A 14,112-nucleotide genomic window follows, 5' to 3' on the forward strand; every position below is an offset into this window, starting at 1 on the left:
ATCCTCTCAGCATTCCAAAAATTCTTCAAATATTCCGCACAGCTCTACTGCCTGCTCCTCTGTGTCCATTTCACAGAAGATACGCAGAAGAGGTTCTGTACCGGAGAAACGTGCAATGATCCATCCTCCGTTTTTAAAATACACCTTACATCCGTCCAGATAGGACACCCGCTCAATGGCATAAGGAAGCTTCGGCAAAAGCTTATCCTCCATGAGAATCCTATGGATCTCGTTCTTTCTTTCCGGCGTGAATTTGTAATCCCGCTCCTCCATATAGATGGCGCCGTATTCCTTCTCAATGTCCTTCGCAATCTCCGAAAGCTTTTTCCCTGTAACCGCGATCATTTCCACCAGCAGTGATGCAGCATAGATGCCGTCCTTTCCATGGATATGTCCCTTTACCGTAAGACCGCCGGAGGACTCTCCGCCGATGATGGCATCCGTTGCCTGCATTTTTGAGGAAATATGCTTAAAGCCCACCGGTACCTCATAGCAGGTCTGTCCGAAGCTCTGGGCAACCCGGTCCAGCATATGGGTGGTGGCAACATTGCGCACCACAGGGCCGGACCAGCCCTTATATTTCACCAGATAGTAATACAAAAGCACCAGAATGTCATTGGGATGCAGGAATTTTCCCGTATCATCGATCACACCGATCCTGTCCGCATCTCCGTCTGTGGCGATTCCGATATCGCAGTACCGGTCCAGAACGTAATTCTGCAGGGAGCGCAGAGTTCTTGCGTTGGGTGCGGGAAGCTTCCCGCCAAACAGGGTATCATGGCGCTCATGGATGGTTTCCACCTCACATCTTGCGATGGACAGGATGGTTTTCAGGGAAGTCTGGCTTACCCCGTACATTGGATCCAGCGCCACCCGCAGCCCCTTATCCCGGATCGCCTTCATATCGATCTGGGAAATGATGCTGTCAATGTATTCATTCAGAGGATTAAATTCCACCACAAGTCCATCCTCCTTTGCCTTATCATAAGGCACGGTTTCGATCGCTTTTCCTGCCGCCTGGTTTTCCTCCACAAGGGCAATGTATTTCTCAATATCCTTTGTCTGCTCCTCCGTAGCGTCCCGTCCGCCCCTTGTAAAAACCTTGAAGCCGTTGTAAATGGCCGGGTTGTGGCTGGCAGTGACCATCATTCCGTAAGGAAGGTCATGCGCCAGCACATAGTACATGATCAGAGGCGTTGGGGAGGATTTATTTACAAACAGGCAGCGGATCTCCTCTGCCGCAAAAACCTCGCATGCCCACATAACCGCTTCCTTTGACAAAAATCTCCGGTCGTAGCCAATGCAGAGCCCCTGGTCAGCCACACCTTCATCCTCCATTTTCATGGCAAGTGCTTTTGATAAAATCCGGATATTTGCCTTTGTAAATTCGTCTCCTATTATGGCTCTCCAGCCGCCTGTACCAAATTGGATCATATCGGTTACCTCCTCATCCCATGATAACTTTTACTTTATGGCTGCTTCCCCGGACATCTGCCGGGATTTCCTTTACTTCCTTTCCGTCCAGATACAAGGTCTGCACCCCTTTTGAAACATGTTTTGGATTTTCTACCTCAATGGCATAATCAGCGCCCCGCCACTGGCGTTTCATGGAAAAGCCGTCCCATTCCTTTGGGATACAGGGATCAATGGTAAGTGTGTCCAGACCCGGCCGCACTCCAAGCATATAATGAGTGGCGGAAAAATACGCCCACCCTCCTGTTCCTGTCATAAACGGATGCCTGGCACGCCCGAAAGCCGTGTGATCCTTTCCCATAATAAACTGGCAGTAGGAATAAGGCTCCGCCTCCCGGATCTCGATTTTGTCATTCTGATAATAAGGACAAAGTGCATTGTAAAACTCCATAGCACGGTCGCCTCTTCCAAGCCTGCACTCCGCCGCCCATGCCCAGGGATTGGGATGGCTGAAAACAGAGGCGTTTTCCTTTAATCCCGGATAAACCCTGGTGACAAAGCCGATATCCTCATCCGGCTCGGTGTACGCAGGCCCATTCAGCATGATCCCGTACTCGGTAAACAGTTCTTCATAAACGCTGTCCATTGCCAGAATGCCCTTCTCATAGGGTGCTGCCCCGGAAAGCACCGCCCAGGCGTTTGACTCCAGATGGATCTTTCCCTCTTTATCCCGGCTCGTTCCGATCTTTCTGCCGTTTTTGGTAATGCCGCGGATATACCACTTTTCATCCCACAGAACCTGGTCACAGGCTTTTTTCACCCTTTCCGCCATGGCGGTATATGTTTCCACATCTTCGGCTTCCCCTCTATATTCCGCAAGCTCCAGGAATTTTCCGATTGCCCAGTAATGAAGGAAGGAAACCATCGCGCTTTCCCCTCCCCCAAGGTTCAGGCAGTCATTCCAGTCAGCCCGCAGACCCTTACAGATCCCGTCTGCTCCCACCTGCTCTGCGGAAAAATCAAGAATGCGCTTCATGTGCTCATAAACGCTTCCCTTTCCTCCGTCCGCATAGGTATAGATCTCGTCCAGGAAAGAAAACTCTCCTGTTTCCTTTACGTATTCGTTGATGGAGGCCACAAGCCACAGAGCGTCATCCGAACAGGTGTCCTCCAGACCGTGGATCATATCCGAAAGCTTCGGAGTTGGAACTACTGTAGGTGACTTGAAGGGCTTTTTATTCTTTTCATTGGGATCAAACCATTCCGGCTGGAACAGATGCAGTCCATAGCCCTGCTTCACAAGACCGCGCAGAAGCTCCACGATCCTCTGGCGGCATTTCTCCGGATTGGAATGGATCACAGTCATGGAATCCTGTGAGGTATCCCGGTAACCAAGCCCGGTACGCCCTCCCACTTCAATGAAGGAAGCAAATCTGGAAAACATGATATTTACTTCCGCCTGGTATAAGGTCCAGGTATTGATCAAGGTATTCATGCCCTGGTTTGGGGTCTGTATCTGCAGCTTTGCCTGCTTTTCTCTCCAGTAATGCTCAAGCTGCCTGTATACCTGATCCACCATTTCGGTATCTGCATATTTTCCCCGGATCCGCACGCCCTCTTCCCTGTTTCCTTCCCCAAGAAGAAAGATTACACGTATCTCCTCTCCCGGCGCAAGAGTGAAACGCTTATGTAAGGCTCCGCAGTGGTTATTGCCCAGTTCGCTGCTGTTGCTTAAGCTTCCCCGCTCTACTCCCACCGGGTTATCCTCTGTGTGATAAAGTCCCAGGAATTTATCTCTCAGACAGTCATAGCTGTCCGGCTCAAAATTTGCGGTAAAAAACTGATATCCGAATTCCTCGTAAAACAGATCGCACTCAATGATCCCCTTGTCGTAGGATGAGCCAGCCGCATACATGCTCATCTGAAAATTCTTATTATCCATCTCAATCTGATGGAAGGAAAATTCCAGATAGGAAAAAACACTGATAGCTCTCGGTCTGTCATCCTCATTTTTGATGCGCACATCCCAGATCTCCACCGGGTCGTCCATGGCTATGGACATTTTCTGGGAAGCCCGGATCTTGCTGTAATCACACTCATAAACAGAGTAGGACATTCCATGGCGGCAGGTATATTTCGCCTGATCCAGAGGCTTTCCCACAGGCTGCCAGGAAATGCTCCAGTAGTCCTTGCTCTCATCATCCCTGAGATACACATAATGCCCCGGTCGGTCCATGGGAACACCGTTTGGACGGAATCTGGTGATCCGGTGATACTCCGGAGATTTGTAGAAGATATAGCCTCCTGCGGTGTGGTTCAGCACCGCGCACATGTCCTTCACCCCGATATAATTGGTCCAGGATGTGGGAAGGTCCACCCTGTCGATCACATACTCATGATTCTCATTATCAAAATGCCCGTACTGCATAAAAACCTCCTGTAATCCACGATATTTTATAATCATTATAGGAGTTTTCTTTTCCGAAAGGAATGCTTTGTTCTGGGATAATTTGTCTATTATTGTGTGGTTTCTACCTAAAATCCTGTCTTGGAACGGTCTCTCCGCATGGCCTTTCTCAGGATCGCAGCTTCATTGCGTGCCCGCTCTGCTTCCGTCCTGATCTCCAGTGCCGGAACCTGCGTAGGCCGCTCGTTTTCATCCACTGCCACCATGACAAAAAAGGCTCTGTTTACGGAATAACGCATTCCATCAGAACGCTCCACATAGGTGTCAATCTCCACCTCCATGGAGGTATTTCCCACCCAGGTGACATACCCGATCATCACAAGCAGCTCACCCTCATAGGTCGCCTCCTTAAACTGCAGGTTGTCAACTGCCGCTGTGGTGACATTTTTCATACCCGAATGGCGCATGGCAACCACTCCTGCCACCTCGTCCAGCCACAGCATCAATTGTCCCCCGAACAGGCGTCCCCCGGCGTTCAGATGGGGATGCATGATCAGGTGGACCTGCTCGGTCCGGGAATCCTCCACGGTTTTTATCCGGCGCTTGTTTTTTTCTGCCTCCATACTGTTTCTCCCTTCTCTCATCTTCATCATTTTATCCAGACAACATGGCTGCCTTTTTTTGTCTTTGTAACGGAAAGCTTCGGCTCGATCTGCTCCTTTAGTTCTGTCACATGGGAGATGATCCCTATGAGCCGCCTTTCCCCCGCAAGGTCGTAGAGTACCCGGATGGCCTGCTCTCTTGCGTTTTCATCCAGAGAGCCAAAGCCCTCGTCAATAAAAAGCGTATCCAGCCGGATCGCGCCTGCACTGTCCTGGATCACATCCGCAAGCCCCAGTGCCATGGACAGCGCTGCCATAAACGACTCGCCCCCTGACAGGGTTTTTACATCCCTTGTGCTCTCTGTCACAAGGCTGTAGATGTCCAGATCAAGTCCCACCTTTCCCTGACCTCCAAGCTGACTCATATCACGGCATTTTAAAAGAAACTGTCCCAACGACATCTGCATCAGCCGCTGGTTTGCGCGGTGAATGATCTTTTCAAAGTAACGCCGCTGGATATAGGACTCAAAATCGATCTTTGCCGTACCTGACAGGCTTCCGCAGGCTGTCTGGCTTAAATGGCGGATGATCTCATAATCCTTTTTAAGAGTCTCGTACTCCTTTTCGTATTTTTTCAGAAGCTCCTCCGTCTGGAGATTGGACTGATAGCGGTTATACGCTTCGCTATACGAATTTTCCATCTCCCGGACTTTATTTCGAAGGATAATAAGCTCCTCCTCAGCCTTTTTCGCAGCTTCCTCCGGTGGGACGTTCTCCTTCCATTTTTCCAGAAGCTCTGCCTCCTGCTCCCGGGCAGCTTTTTGTTCACCCTTTGTCTGTGCTTCCTGACGGATAAAAGCTTCCAGATTATTTCTCGCAAGGTCTGCCGCCTTTTTCGCTTCTTTGATTTCCCGGCTCAGGCTTATTTCCTGCTGGCTCTGCTCTTTTTTTCTCAGATCGTAGCTGCTGCGGCAGACCTCCAGCTCCTCTTTTGCCTTATTCATGGCACCGGCAGCCTTCTCCTTCCAGTCTGTCTCTTTGGCATCAAAGCCTTCTCCCAGGAGACGTTTTCCCTCCTGGTTCAAACAGCCAAGGGCGCCCTGGTAGCTCTGTGCCTTTTTCTGAAAAAGCCTTTGCGCTCTGTCTCTTGCCGCTTCTGCCTCTCCACAGGCTTTCTTTCCCTTTTCCACCTGTGCCTGGCTGGGCGCCTCCGCGGAAAGACGGGCCTTTGCCGGATGTACCGTGCTTCCGCACACAGGACAGGGCTTTCCATTCTCAAGGCTGTCTGCCAGGATTCCTGCCTGCTCCCGGAGAAAGGCATCGTACATTTCCTCGTATTCCTGCCGTGACTCCTGATATTTTCTGTTTGCTTCCTCCCAATCAGAACCTGCAGCCTTTTGCTGCTTCATGGCACTGATGGCATCCGCCCAGAGCGTTTTCAGACCTTCCATCTGGGAAAGACGTTCCTTTAAGCTTTTTTCCTTTTCCTCAAAGCTTTGCCTCTCCTTTTCTGAAACAAGGCGCTGCTCCTGCATTTGTGCCGTTTTTTCCTCCAAAAGTCCGGTATTCTTTTCCAATGCCTCCTGAAGCTGTTCCTCTCTGGAACCATTTTCAAGAAGCCATTGATCAAGCTTCTCCTTTTTTTCTCTCAGATTCAGGATTGCCCTGGCTGTCTCTGCCATTTTTTCTGTCTGGTCTGTCAGATTCTTTATTTCATCCTTTTCTTTCTTCAGGACCTCTGTCTGTTCTCCCTGTAATCTTCCCAGGTTCTCCAAAAGCTCCAGCAAAGTCTCCAGGTTTCCCTGCTCCTTTGCCTCCTCCAGGCGTTCCTTTCCTTCCCAGTTTTCGCAAAACAGGATTCTGCCAGCCTGCTCTTTGACTGCCTTTTCCTTATCCTTCAGTTTTCCGTAGCTTTCCCTTTCCTGTTCCCGAAGCCCCTTCTGGATCCTTCCGTAAATCCCGGTGTCAAAAATCCTGGAAAAGATCTCCCTGCGCTCCTCGGACTTTGCGTGGAGAAGCTTCAGAAAGTCTCCCTGGGCGATCATGGCGACCTGCATAAACTGCTCCGCGTCCAGGCCGATCAGCTCACGGATCTTATTGTTGCACTCCCGCTTATTTCCACGCAAAAGGCTTCCGTCAGGAAGATAAAATTCTACCCTGGACTTTTCCTGAGTCTTTTTCGGATTTCCCTCCTTATCCTTGCGAAGGCTCTCCCTTTCATAGTCAGGATTTCTCACAATACGATACTGCTCTCCCCTGCAGGAAAAGGTGAAGTCCACAAAGGTCGGGGTGCGAAGGTCCGCGTAGGCGCTCCGCATCATATTTCCATCCCGGACACCGCCGCTAGTCCTGTCGTAAAGCGCATATACGATCCCGTCAAAAATGGTGGTTTTTCCTGCGCCCGTGTCTCCTGTTACCAGGAAGATACCGCTCTCCATGCCGGAAAAATCCACAGTCTCCTCACCGGCATAGGAGCCAAACGCTGACATCACAAGCTTTACTGGTCTCATGTCTTCTCCTCCTGTGCCTTTTCGATTATTTTTTCTGCCACGGTCATTTCCTCCTCCGTCATGGGGTGACCGTGGATCTCCTCATAAAATTTTCCGAAGCTTTCCAACGGATCTGCTGAAATCTCTGCCTCAGACAGATTTTCCATAGAAAGCCTTGTTCGGGTATTTTCCACTCTCAGCTCAAGCAGGTTTGGAAAAACCTCTGAAAGCCTCTCCCTGGGCTGGTAGGGCATCCGCTCGTCTGTCAGAGTCAGGCTTACATAGTCCCCGCAGCCTTGTCCCAAAAGCTGGTCCAGGGTCCCGGACATCTGCTTTACATCCCGCAGAGGATGCAGCGGTAACTCCTCGATCAGCGGCTCTTCGCCCTTTTTCGCAAGTGTGACAACAGTCAGGCTTTTTTCGTCCCTGCTTTCTCCAACAGAATATTTCAGGGGTGTACCGCAGTAGCGGCAGGATGGCCTTCCTACAGACTGTGCCTTATGGATATGTCCCATAGCCGCATACTCAAATCCATCCAAAGCCGAAATATCCACATTTCCTGCTCCGCCCACGTAAACCGTTTCCGAATCACTCCGAATGGTTTCCGCTCCGGTGGCTGTGTAAAACTGATGGGTCACAGCCACATTTCTGGCAGTATCATCCTTTTCTTCCCTCTCCAAAAGCTTTTTCACTGCCTGGGTATAGGATTCCGGCTCCTCCTCAAAAACGCCCCGTACATAGCCCGGCTTTAAAAAAGGCAGAAGCCAGAATATCACATCCCCGTATTCATCATGGAACGTCACTTTTTTAATATGATCCTTTTGATCCTGTGGTGGCATTCCTGCTATGTAAAGCCGCTGACGTTCCAGAAGAGCGCTGGCAAATTCCAGCCGCTCCGGGGAATCATGATTTCCACAAACCACCAAAATATCCGTATCCATTCTGGATAACCCCTTTATAAATTCATCAAAAACAGCCACTGCCTCTGCGGAAGGGACGCTTTTATCATAAACGTCCCCTGCAATGACAATGGCCTGCGGCTTCAGTTTTTCTGCATACTGCAAGATCTCCCCTAAAATATGCTGCTGGTCTTCTTTCAGTGAGTAAAAATGCAGTTGTTTTCCAATGTGAAGATCTGACAAATGAAAAAATTTCATAATCGCTCCTTGCAGATATGTTTAAATTGTCTTCGGCAATGAAATTTAATACAGGTTCTTTACCTTAAAGTCTCTCTCTGCCTCACGGCGCTGGTCCTTCTTTGCAATGTCCTGGCGCTTGTCATATAGCTTTTTGCCTCGTGCCATGCCGATTTCCACCTTCACAAGGCTGTTTTTGAAATAAACCTTCAGCGGCACCAGCGTCAGTCCCTTTTCCTTTAATTTGCCGTCGATCTTATTGATCTCAAACCGGTGCAGCAAAAGCTTGCGCACACGGAGCGGATCCTTGTTGAAAATGTTTCCTTTTTCATAGGGGCTGATGTTCATTCCGTAAATATATACTTCTCCCCGTTCCACCCGCACATAGGATTCCTTGATGCTGCATTTTCCCATACGCAGGGATTTCACCTCTGTCCCTGCCAGAGAGATCCCCGCCTCATAAGTATCCTCTATAAAATAATCGTGAAATGCTTTTTTGTTGTTGGCAATCAGCTTGATTCCCGGTTTCTTTGCCATAGGCTCCTCCCCTGACTTTCCTAACAGTCGCTCTTATATCTTATTCTAACGTCTCCACCAGGACAAAATCAACTGTTTTCAGCATGGTATCCGCATCCTCCACACGGACACGAACCTTCTGTCCCAGACGGAAAATCTTTTTCGTCATATCTCCCCGAAGCTCATAGGCTTCCTGGTCAAAAACATAGTAATCATCCCGCAGGGTATTTACGTGTACCAGTCCCTCCACAGTGTTAGGAAGCTCCACATAAAAGCCCCAGCCTGTCACGCCGGAGATGATTCCCTCAAATTCTTCCCCCAGATGGTATGACATATATTCAGCTTTTTTCAGCTTATCGGATTCTCTCTCCGCTTCATCCGCACGACGCTCGCAGACGCTGGACTGCTGCGCCACCTCGTCCAGGATTTCCTTGTAATGATCGGTTTTTCCTTCCCTGGAAAGCCGCCCGCGCAGATAATCCTTGATGATCCTGTGTATCTGCAGATCCGGATAACGGCGGATCGGCGATGTGAAATGGCAGTAATACTTTGCCGCCAGCCCGAAATGACCGCTGCATTCTGTAGTATATTTCGCCTGCTTCATGGTACGAAGGGTCAGGCGGCTGATCTGCGGTTCATTTGGCAGTCCCTCAATGGTTTCCAGGATGTTCTGGATCTCACCCGGGGTGATCTCCTGCCCCGATTTCTGTATTTTGATCCCCTGATTGTGCAGGAGCATAAGCAAGCTTTCCACCTTTTCCGGGTCAGGATTTTCATGGGTCCTGTACACAAAGGGAAGTCCCTCCCTGCAGTATTCCTCCGCCACCGTCTCATTTGCCATGAGCATAAAATCCTCAATAATGCGGGTTGCAACATTCGCCTCATAGGGCTTGATGTCAATGGCCCGCCCTGCATCGTTTAAGATGATCTTGCTCTCCGGAAAATCAAAATCAATGGAACCTCTGTGGTGTCGGTTTTTCCGAAGGATGGCAGATAGGTCCCGCATACGGAAAAACATGGGGATCAGATCCGCATAGCGGCTTTTTGCCTCAGGGTCCGAATCCTCCAGAATGTTTTTTACGTCTGTGTAGCTCATACGCTCATCCACACAGATGACCGTTTCCGCGATCCGGTGGGAGATCATCTTTCCGTTTTCATCAATATCCATCAGGCAGCTTAAGGTCAGGCGGTCCTGTCCCTGGTTCAGGGAACAGATGCCGTTTGACAGCCGCACCGGAAGCATGGGAATCACACGGTCTGCCAGATATACGCTGGTTCCCCGCTTCAATGCCTCCCGGTCCAGAGCACTGCCGCCCTGCACATAATTGCTGACATCTGCGATATGAACGCCTAAATGGTAAACACGGCCTTCCTTTGTCAGGGAGATGGCATCATCCAGATCCTTTGCATCCTCGCCGTCAATGGTGACAGTCTGCAAATGACACAGATCCAGTCTGCCGTCCCGGTCCGCATCCAGGACATGATCGGGCACGCGGTCAGCCTGGCGCAGCACCTTGTCAGGAAATTCGCTGGGAATGCCAAAGCTTTTTACAATGGCAAGAATATCGGTTCCGGGGGCTTTGCTGTTTCCCAGGATCTCCTTTATTTTTCCTTCCGGGCTTTTGTTTTTCGTGCCATAGTCTGTGACCTGGGCAACCACCTTGTCCCCGTTTTTCACTCCCTTTGAATCCTTTTTTGGAATGAACACATCCCTGGAAAACTTAGGGTTATCGCTGATCACAAAACCGTAATCCCGGTTGCTCTGGTAGGTTCCCACCACCTCTGTCATGCCGCGCTCCAGGATTTTTGTGACAGCGCCTTCTCTGCGTCTGCCTTCCTGCTGCTCTCTTGTTATTATAACACCTACATGGTCCTGGTGCATAGCAGTTCCTGTATCTTCTTCGGAGATAAAAATATCTTCCTCCTCCCCTTCCACTTCCACAAAACCGAAGCCCTTGGGATGACCGATGAAGATACCCTCGTAATACGCCGGTTCCCTGCGATTTTTTTCTGTCTGACATGTGCTTCTTTGCTCTGCGCCTTCATACTTCACGTCCCTACGCTCTGCGGCTTTGCGTCCTTCCCTTGCACCGGAGCCTGCCTTTGCTGCCGCTTTTTTCCTTCTCCTGCCGGATGTTAAAGAATACCGCCCTTTGCTGTCCAGCTCTGCCTTTCCTTCCCATACAAGCTGGTCAAGCACTTCGTACAAATCCTTCTTCTGCTCCTTATCAAGCCGCAGAAGTCCGGCAATCTCCCGGAAGCGCATGGGCTGGTAAACAGGATCCCGAAGCAGCTCCAGAATAAATTTTTTCTTCTTTTCAAAATCTTTCTTCTTACTCAATGTTTCTCCTCTATATTAATTAATAAAAATCTTTTCTATAAATCTTCTGACAAAATAAAAACACCCTTGCCGATCAACAAGAGTGTTTCCCATTTTCACCTTAGAAATTCAGGTTCAATACAACTGACAGTACGAAGAACAAAACGCCCATGATCGTTGTCGCCTTAGTCAGACCACCTTCCATCGTACGTCCTTTGTTCTTGCCCCAGTAGCTCTCTGCAGCTCCGGCGATAGCGCCAAGGCCCTGTGATTTACCTTCCTGCATCAGAACCACAACGGTAAGGGCAATGCAATCTATTACGAAAATGACTGTCAATATGATTCTTAAAATCTCCACGCGGTACACCTCCTAATCAACTAAGGGCTATTGTATCATAGGAATTGCGGGATTTCAACCGTTTTTCGCGAAAAATGCACCAAAATTCAGTTCTAGCCCAGGAAACCAAATAATCCCTTCTTTTCATAAGGCTCCCTGCTGATACCCTTCACGGAATATCCCGTCTCTCCGATAACATTTTTCAGCATGTCCTCACTGATATCCTCCTCAGTAAGAATCACCGTCTCGCCCTTGCTGCGGGAAGATGTCACCTTTTTTACGCGGAAGGCCTTTCTCACCGCATCATTGATATGGCTTTCGCACATACCGCACATCATACCGTCTACTTTAACTGTGATCTTTGTCATTTTTATTCCCCGTTTCATATTAGATTAAGCTAACTTTTGTTTCATTATATCAATCTAATAATCTCCGGTCAAGCTCTTATTCTCAGCTTTTTAAAACTCTCAACAGCATATCCGCCATACCCACGGAATACCCGCTGGCGGCAAAAATCCCGACAGCAGAACCGTCCGTCACCACAAGAAGAGGCAGCTTGTCAGGATCAACGTACATTCTGCGGGCAGTCATTTCCAGATCCTTTCCGAAAACATCATATAGGACCTTCACATCCGGCAGAAACGTTCTGCACTTGGAAAGAGTGGAATCCGCCAGCTCTTCCGGTCCGCGGATGATAAACAAAAGCTGGTTCTGGCATTTCCCATACTCCTCTTTTTTCTCCACAAGCTCATTGAGAATATGCTCCGTCGGCTCTTTGCTTACATCCAGCCAGAAGAGGATCCTTCTGCCCTCTTTCGTCAGCTCTCCAATGGAATGCAGCTTGCCGTCTCCGTCCTTCAGCTCATAGTCGGGAATTCTGTGGCTGTCAAGCATATCCCCAAGGGACGCCTCCCGCATTTCCAGAGCAATTTCCCTGTGCCCGCCCTTTTCCATATGGAAATCATAGCGCTTTGCAAAAATGTTTCCTGTAGGCAGTCGGTTTGAGGTAAGTACTCTGTATTCGCCCGGCTCCACATCCAGCTCCAGACGTCCCTTTTCAAGATGGACATTCCACATGACCAGAGAATGGTAGCCATCCTCTTCCAGTCTGGCAATGGACCAGTTCTGGAAATAATTCCAGGAGAAATCTTTTTCTCCGGTTATGGTAATATGGGCGCTTTTCTCCGAACTTTTCAGCACGCTCACAAAGCCGCCATCCTTCCAGTATTCCATGGAACCGTCCACAGCATTCAGTCTGGACGGGATTCCCAGTGTTCGGGCAATCGCCACGAACAGTACCCGCCTTGATTTCATTTCCGCAAATCCAAGCTCCAGAGCTGCCGCGGGAACCGTATATACGGTCAGCCGCTCCCGTTCTGTGCAGGATCGGAGATTTTCCTCGATCCACTTCCAGATTTCAGACGGGTCCTCTCGGAACAACTCCCGCTGCTGCGGGGTAAAGTATTCCAAAATTCTCCTGCGCCATTTGCTGAGAATTTCAAATTCAATTCTTGGATTCCATATATAAGAAAGGAAAATATCTCCCGGATATGAGTTTTCATACACCAGGGATTCCTCATAATGTTCCAACAGGATCTCTGGATCCGCATCCTGCCTGTCCTTTTCGGACAACACAGCCATATATTCGGCTGCTTTTTCCGGTTCATGGGCCAGGAATCCGCCAAGCCAGTCCGGTCGGAAGGCTTCCGTTTTCCTTTTGCGGATTTCCGCTGCCTCTGCAACACGTCGGCTATTCTCTGCCTCCATCTCCCGAGAAACCAAATTCTGATTTTTCACGGAATCCACAGGCGCTGTCATATCAAAATCCACCCACACGTCTTCCGCTGCTTTCTCTCCCAATACACAACAGCAGGCATCTTCCTCGCTTGTATGGATCAGGCATTCCGCGTATTCCCCATGAGAAGACACAAAAATGTGCAGACTTCCCAGACCTGTCTCCAGCTTTGCTGTTCCGTCTGCTCCCGTAACCATCCTTGCGATGGGTGAAAACTCCGAATAATTCAGCACCTCAGCCAGGATTTTTGCCCCCTCTACAGGACAGCCATCCAGATCCTCCACACGAATGGTAATGGTTTTTGTATCCGCATAGCGCGCAAGCTGGTTTTGAATGGTGGCAATGCCCTCTTTACCCACCACTTTTTCTGCACCGCCGTCAAAAAAGCTGCGGGAATGCACCATCATGGCGCGGGAGGAGGCATTTGTAAACCATCCCTTATCCAGAACCGCTTCCGGTTCGCACGCCCCCAGATAGTGCCAATCACCGTCACACCAGACCTCCACCCACGCATGATTGTCATCACAGTGGGACCAGTTTGGCACATAAACCTGTCTTGCAGGGATTCCCACGCTCCGAAGGGCATTTACAGCAAATACAGACTCCTCTCCGCATCGTCCGTAACCCTTCCGGAAGACATCCCACGCAGAGCTTGTACGCACATCCGTAGACTGGTAGGTTACCTCCCCGGCGCACCAGTAGTTTACTTCCAGGATAGCATCTTTCATGCCCATGCCTGCAATCCTGTCCTTCAGCTTTTCATAAAAGAATTTTCTGCAGGGCTTTATCTCTTCTTCATTGACACGGTAATATAACACATCTCCAAGAAAAACCTCCTCCGGTATTTTTTCACAATAGGGAGAATTTTTCCAAAGGTAAACGCCTTGCTGCGCATAATCCAGATACGTAGCAAAAGAATAATTGCCCACATCACTGCAGGGCATATTCCCGTAAAAAAATTTCATGACCAGAGCCGTATCCTCATCCAGTGTACAAAGCTCCTTTTGGATTTTACTGGAAGGACCAGGAAGGCTCCGGCAAAATTTGTCAAATTCCTCAATAATCCTGTCTCTGTATCTTTCCAAAAACATGGCCGA

Annotated in this window: 10 protein-coding genes; all 10 read right to left on the reverse strand. The window is 49.4% G+C overall.

All coding sequences use genetic code 11. The annotated features are described in order from the left end of the window. Window positions 1–6: 6 nt before the first annotated feature. Entirely contained in the window at window positions 7–1,434 is a 1,428-nt protein-coding gene (locus tag ACESZH_RS15245; RefSeq protein WP_373217535.1) for a phosphoglucomutase/phosphomannomutase family protein, read from the reverse strand. Window positions 1,435–1,447: 13 nt separating this feature from the next. After that, a complete protein-coding gene (locus ACESZH_RS15250; RefSeq protein WP_373217536.1) occupies window positions 1,448–3,841 on the reverse strand; it encodes a GH36-type glycosyl hydrolase domain-containing protein in 2,394 nt (797 codons plus the stop codon). Between the two features lie 107 nt (window positions 3,842–3,948). Next, window positions 3,949–4,443 (reverse strand): acyl-CoA thioesterase, encoded by a 495-nt coding sequence (locus tag ACESZH_RS15255; RefSeq protein ID WP_373217538.1) that lies wholly within the window; start codon window positions 4,441–4,443, stop codon window positions 3,949–3,951. A 26-nt stretch (window positions 4,444–4,469) separates the two neighbouring features. After that, window positions 4,470–6,932 carry an AAA family ATPase gene (locus ACESZH_RS15260; protein ID WP_373217540.1) on the reverse strand — a complete coding sequence of 821 codons (2,463 nt, stop codon included), beginning with the start codon at window positions 6,930–6,932 and terminating at the stop codon, window positions 4,470–4,472. Continuing rightward, window positions 6,929–8,068 carry an exonuclease SbcCD subunit D gene (locus ACESZH_RS15265; protein ID WP_373217542.1) on the reverse strand — a complete coding sequence of 380 codons (1,140 nt, stop codon included), beginning with the start codon at window positions 8,066–8,068 and terminating at the stop codon, window positions 6,929–6,931. Before ACESZH_RS15265 ends, ACESZH_RS15260 begins: the two co-directional genes overlap by 4 nt. A 45-nt stretch (window positions 8,069–8,113) precedes the next feature. Then, window positions 8,114–8,584, reverse strand: a complete 471-nt coding sequence (smpB, locus tag ACESZH_RS15270; RefSeq protein WP_373217543.1) for an SsrA-binding protein SmpB — start codon at window positions 8,582–8,584, stop codon at window positions 8,114–8,116. Window positions 8,585–8,624: 40 nt separating this feature from the next. Next, a complete protein-coding gene (gene rnr, locus ACESZH_RS15275; RefSeq protein ID WP_373217593.1) occupies window positions 8,625–10,829 on the reverse strand; it encodes a ribonuclease R in 2,205 nt (734 codons plus the stop codon). A 175-nt stretch (window positions 10,830–11,004) separates the two neighbouring features. Next, the gene (gene secG / locus ACESZH_RS15280; protein ID WP_373217544.1) at window positions 11,005–11,241 is read right to left on the reverse strand and encodes a preprotein translocase subunit SecG; all 237 of its coding nucleotides are present in this window, start codon (window positions 11,239–11,241) and stop codon (window positions 11,005–11,007) included. Between the two features lie 92 nt (window positions 11,242–11,333). Further along, entirely contained in the window at window positions 11,334–11,588 is a 255-nt protein-coding gene (locus ACESZH_RS15285) for a heavy-metal-associated domain-containing protein (RefSeq protein WP_373217546.1), read from the reverse strand. 82 nt (window positions 11,589–11,670) lie between these two features. After that, complete coding sequence (locus tag ACESZH_RS15290) at window positions 11,671–14,106, reverse strand: transglutaminase family protein (RefSeq protein ID WP_373217547.1); 2,436 nt, start codon at window positions 14,104–14,106, stop codon at window positions 11,671–11,673. Window positions 14,107–14,112: the final 6 nt, after the last annotated feature.

This window comes from Ruminococcus sp. 5_1_39BFAA, from assembly GCF_964240875.1.
Taxonomy (GTDB): Bacteria; Bacillota; Clostridia; order Lachnospirales; family Lachnospiraceae; genus Blautia_A.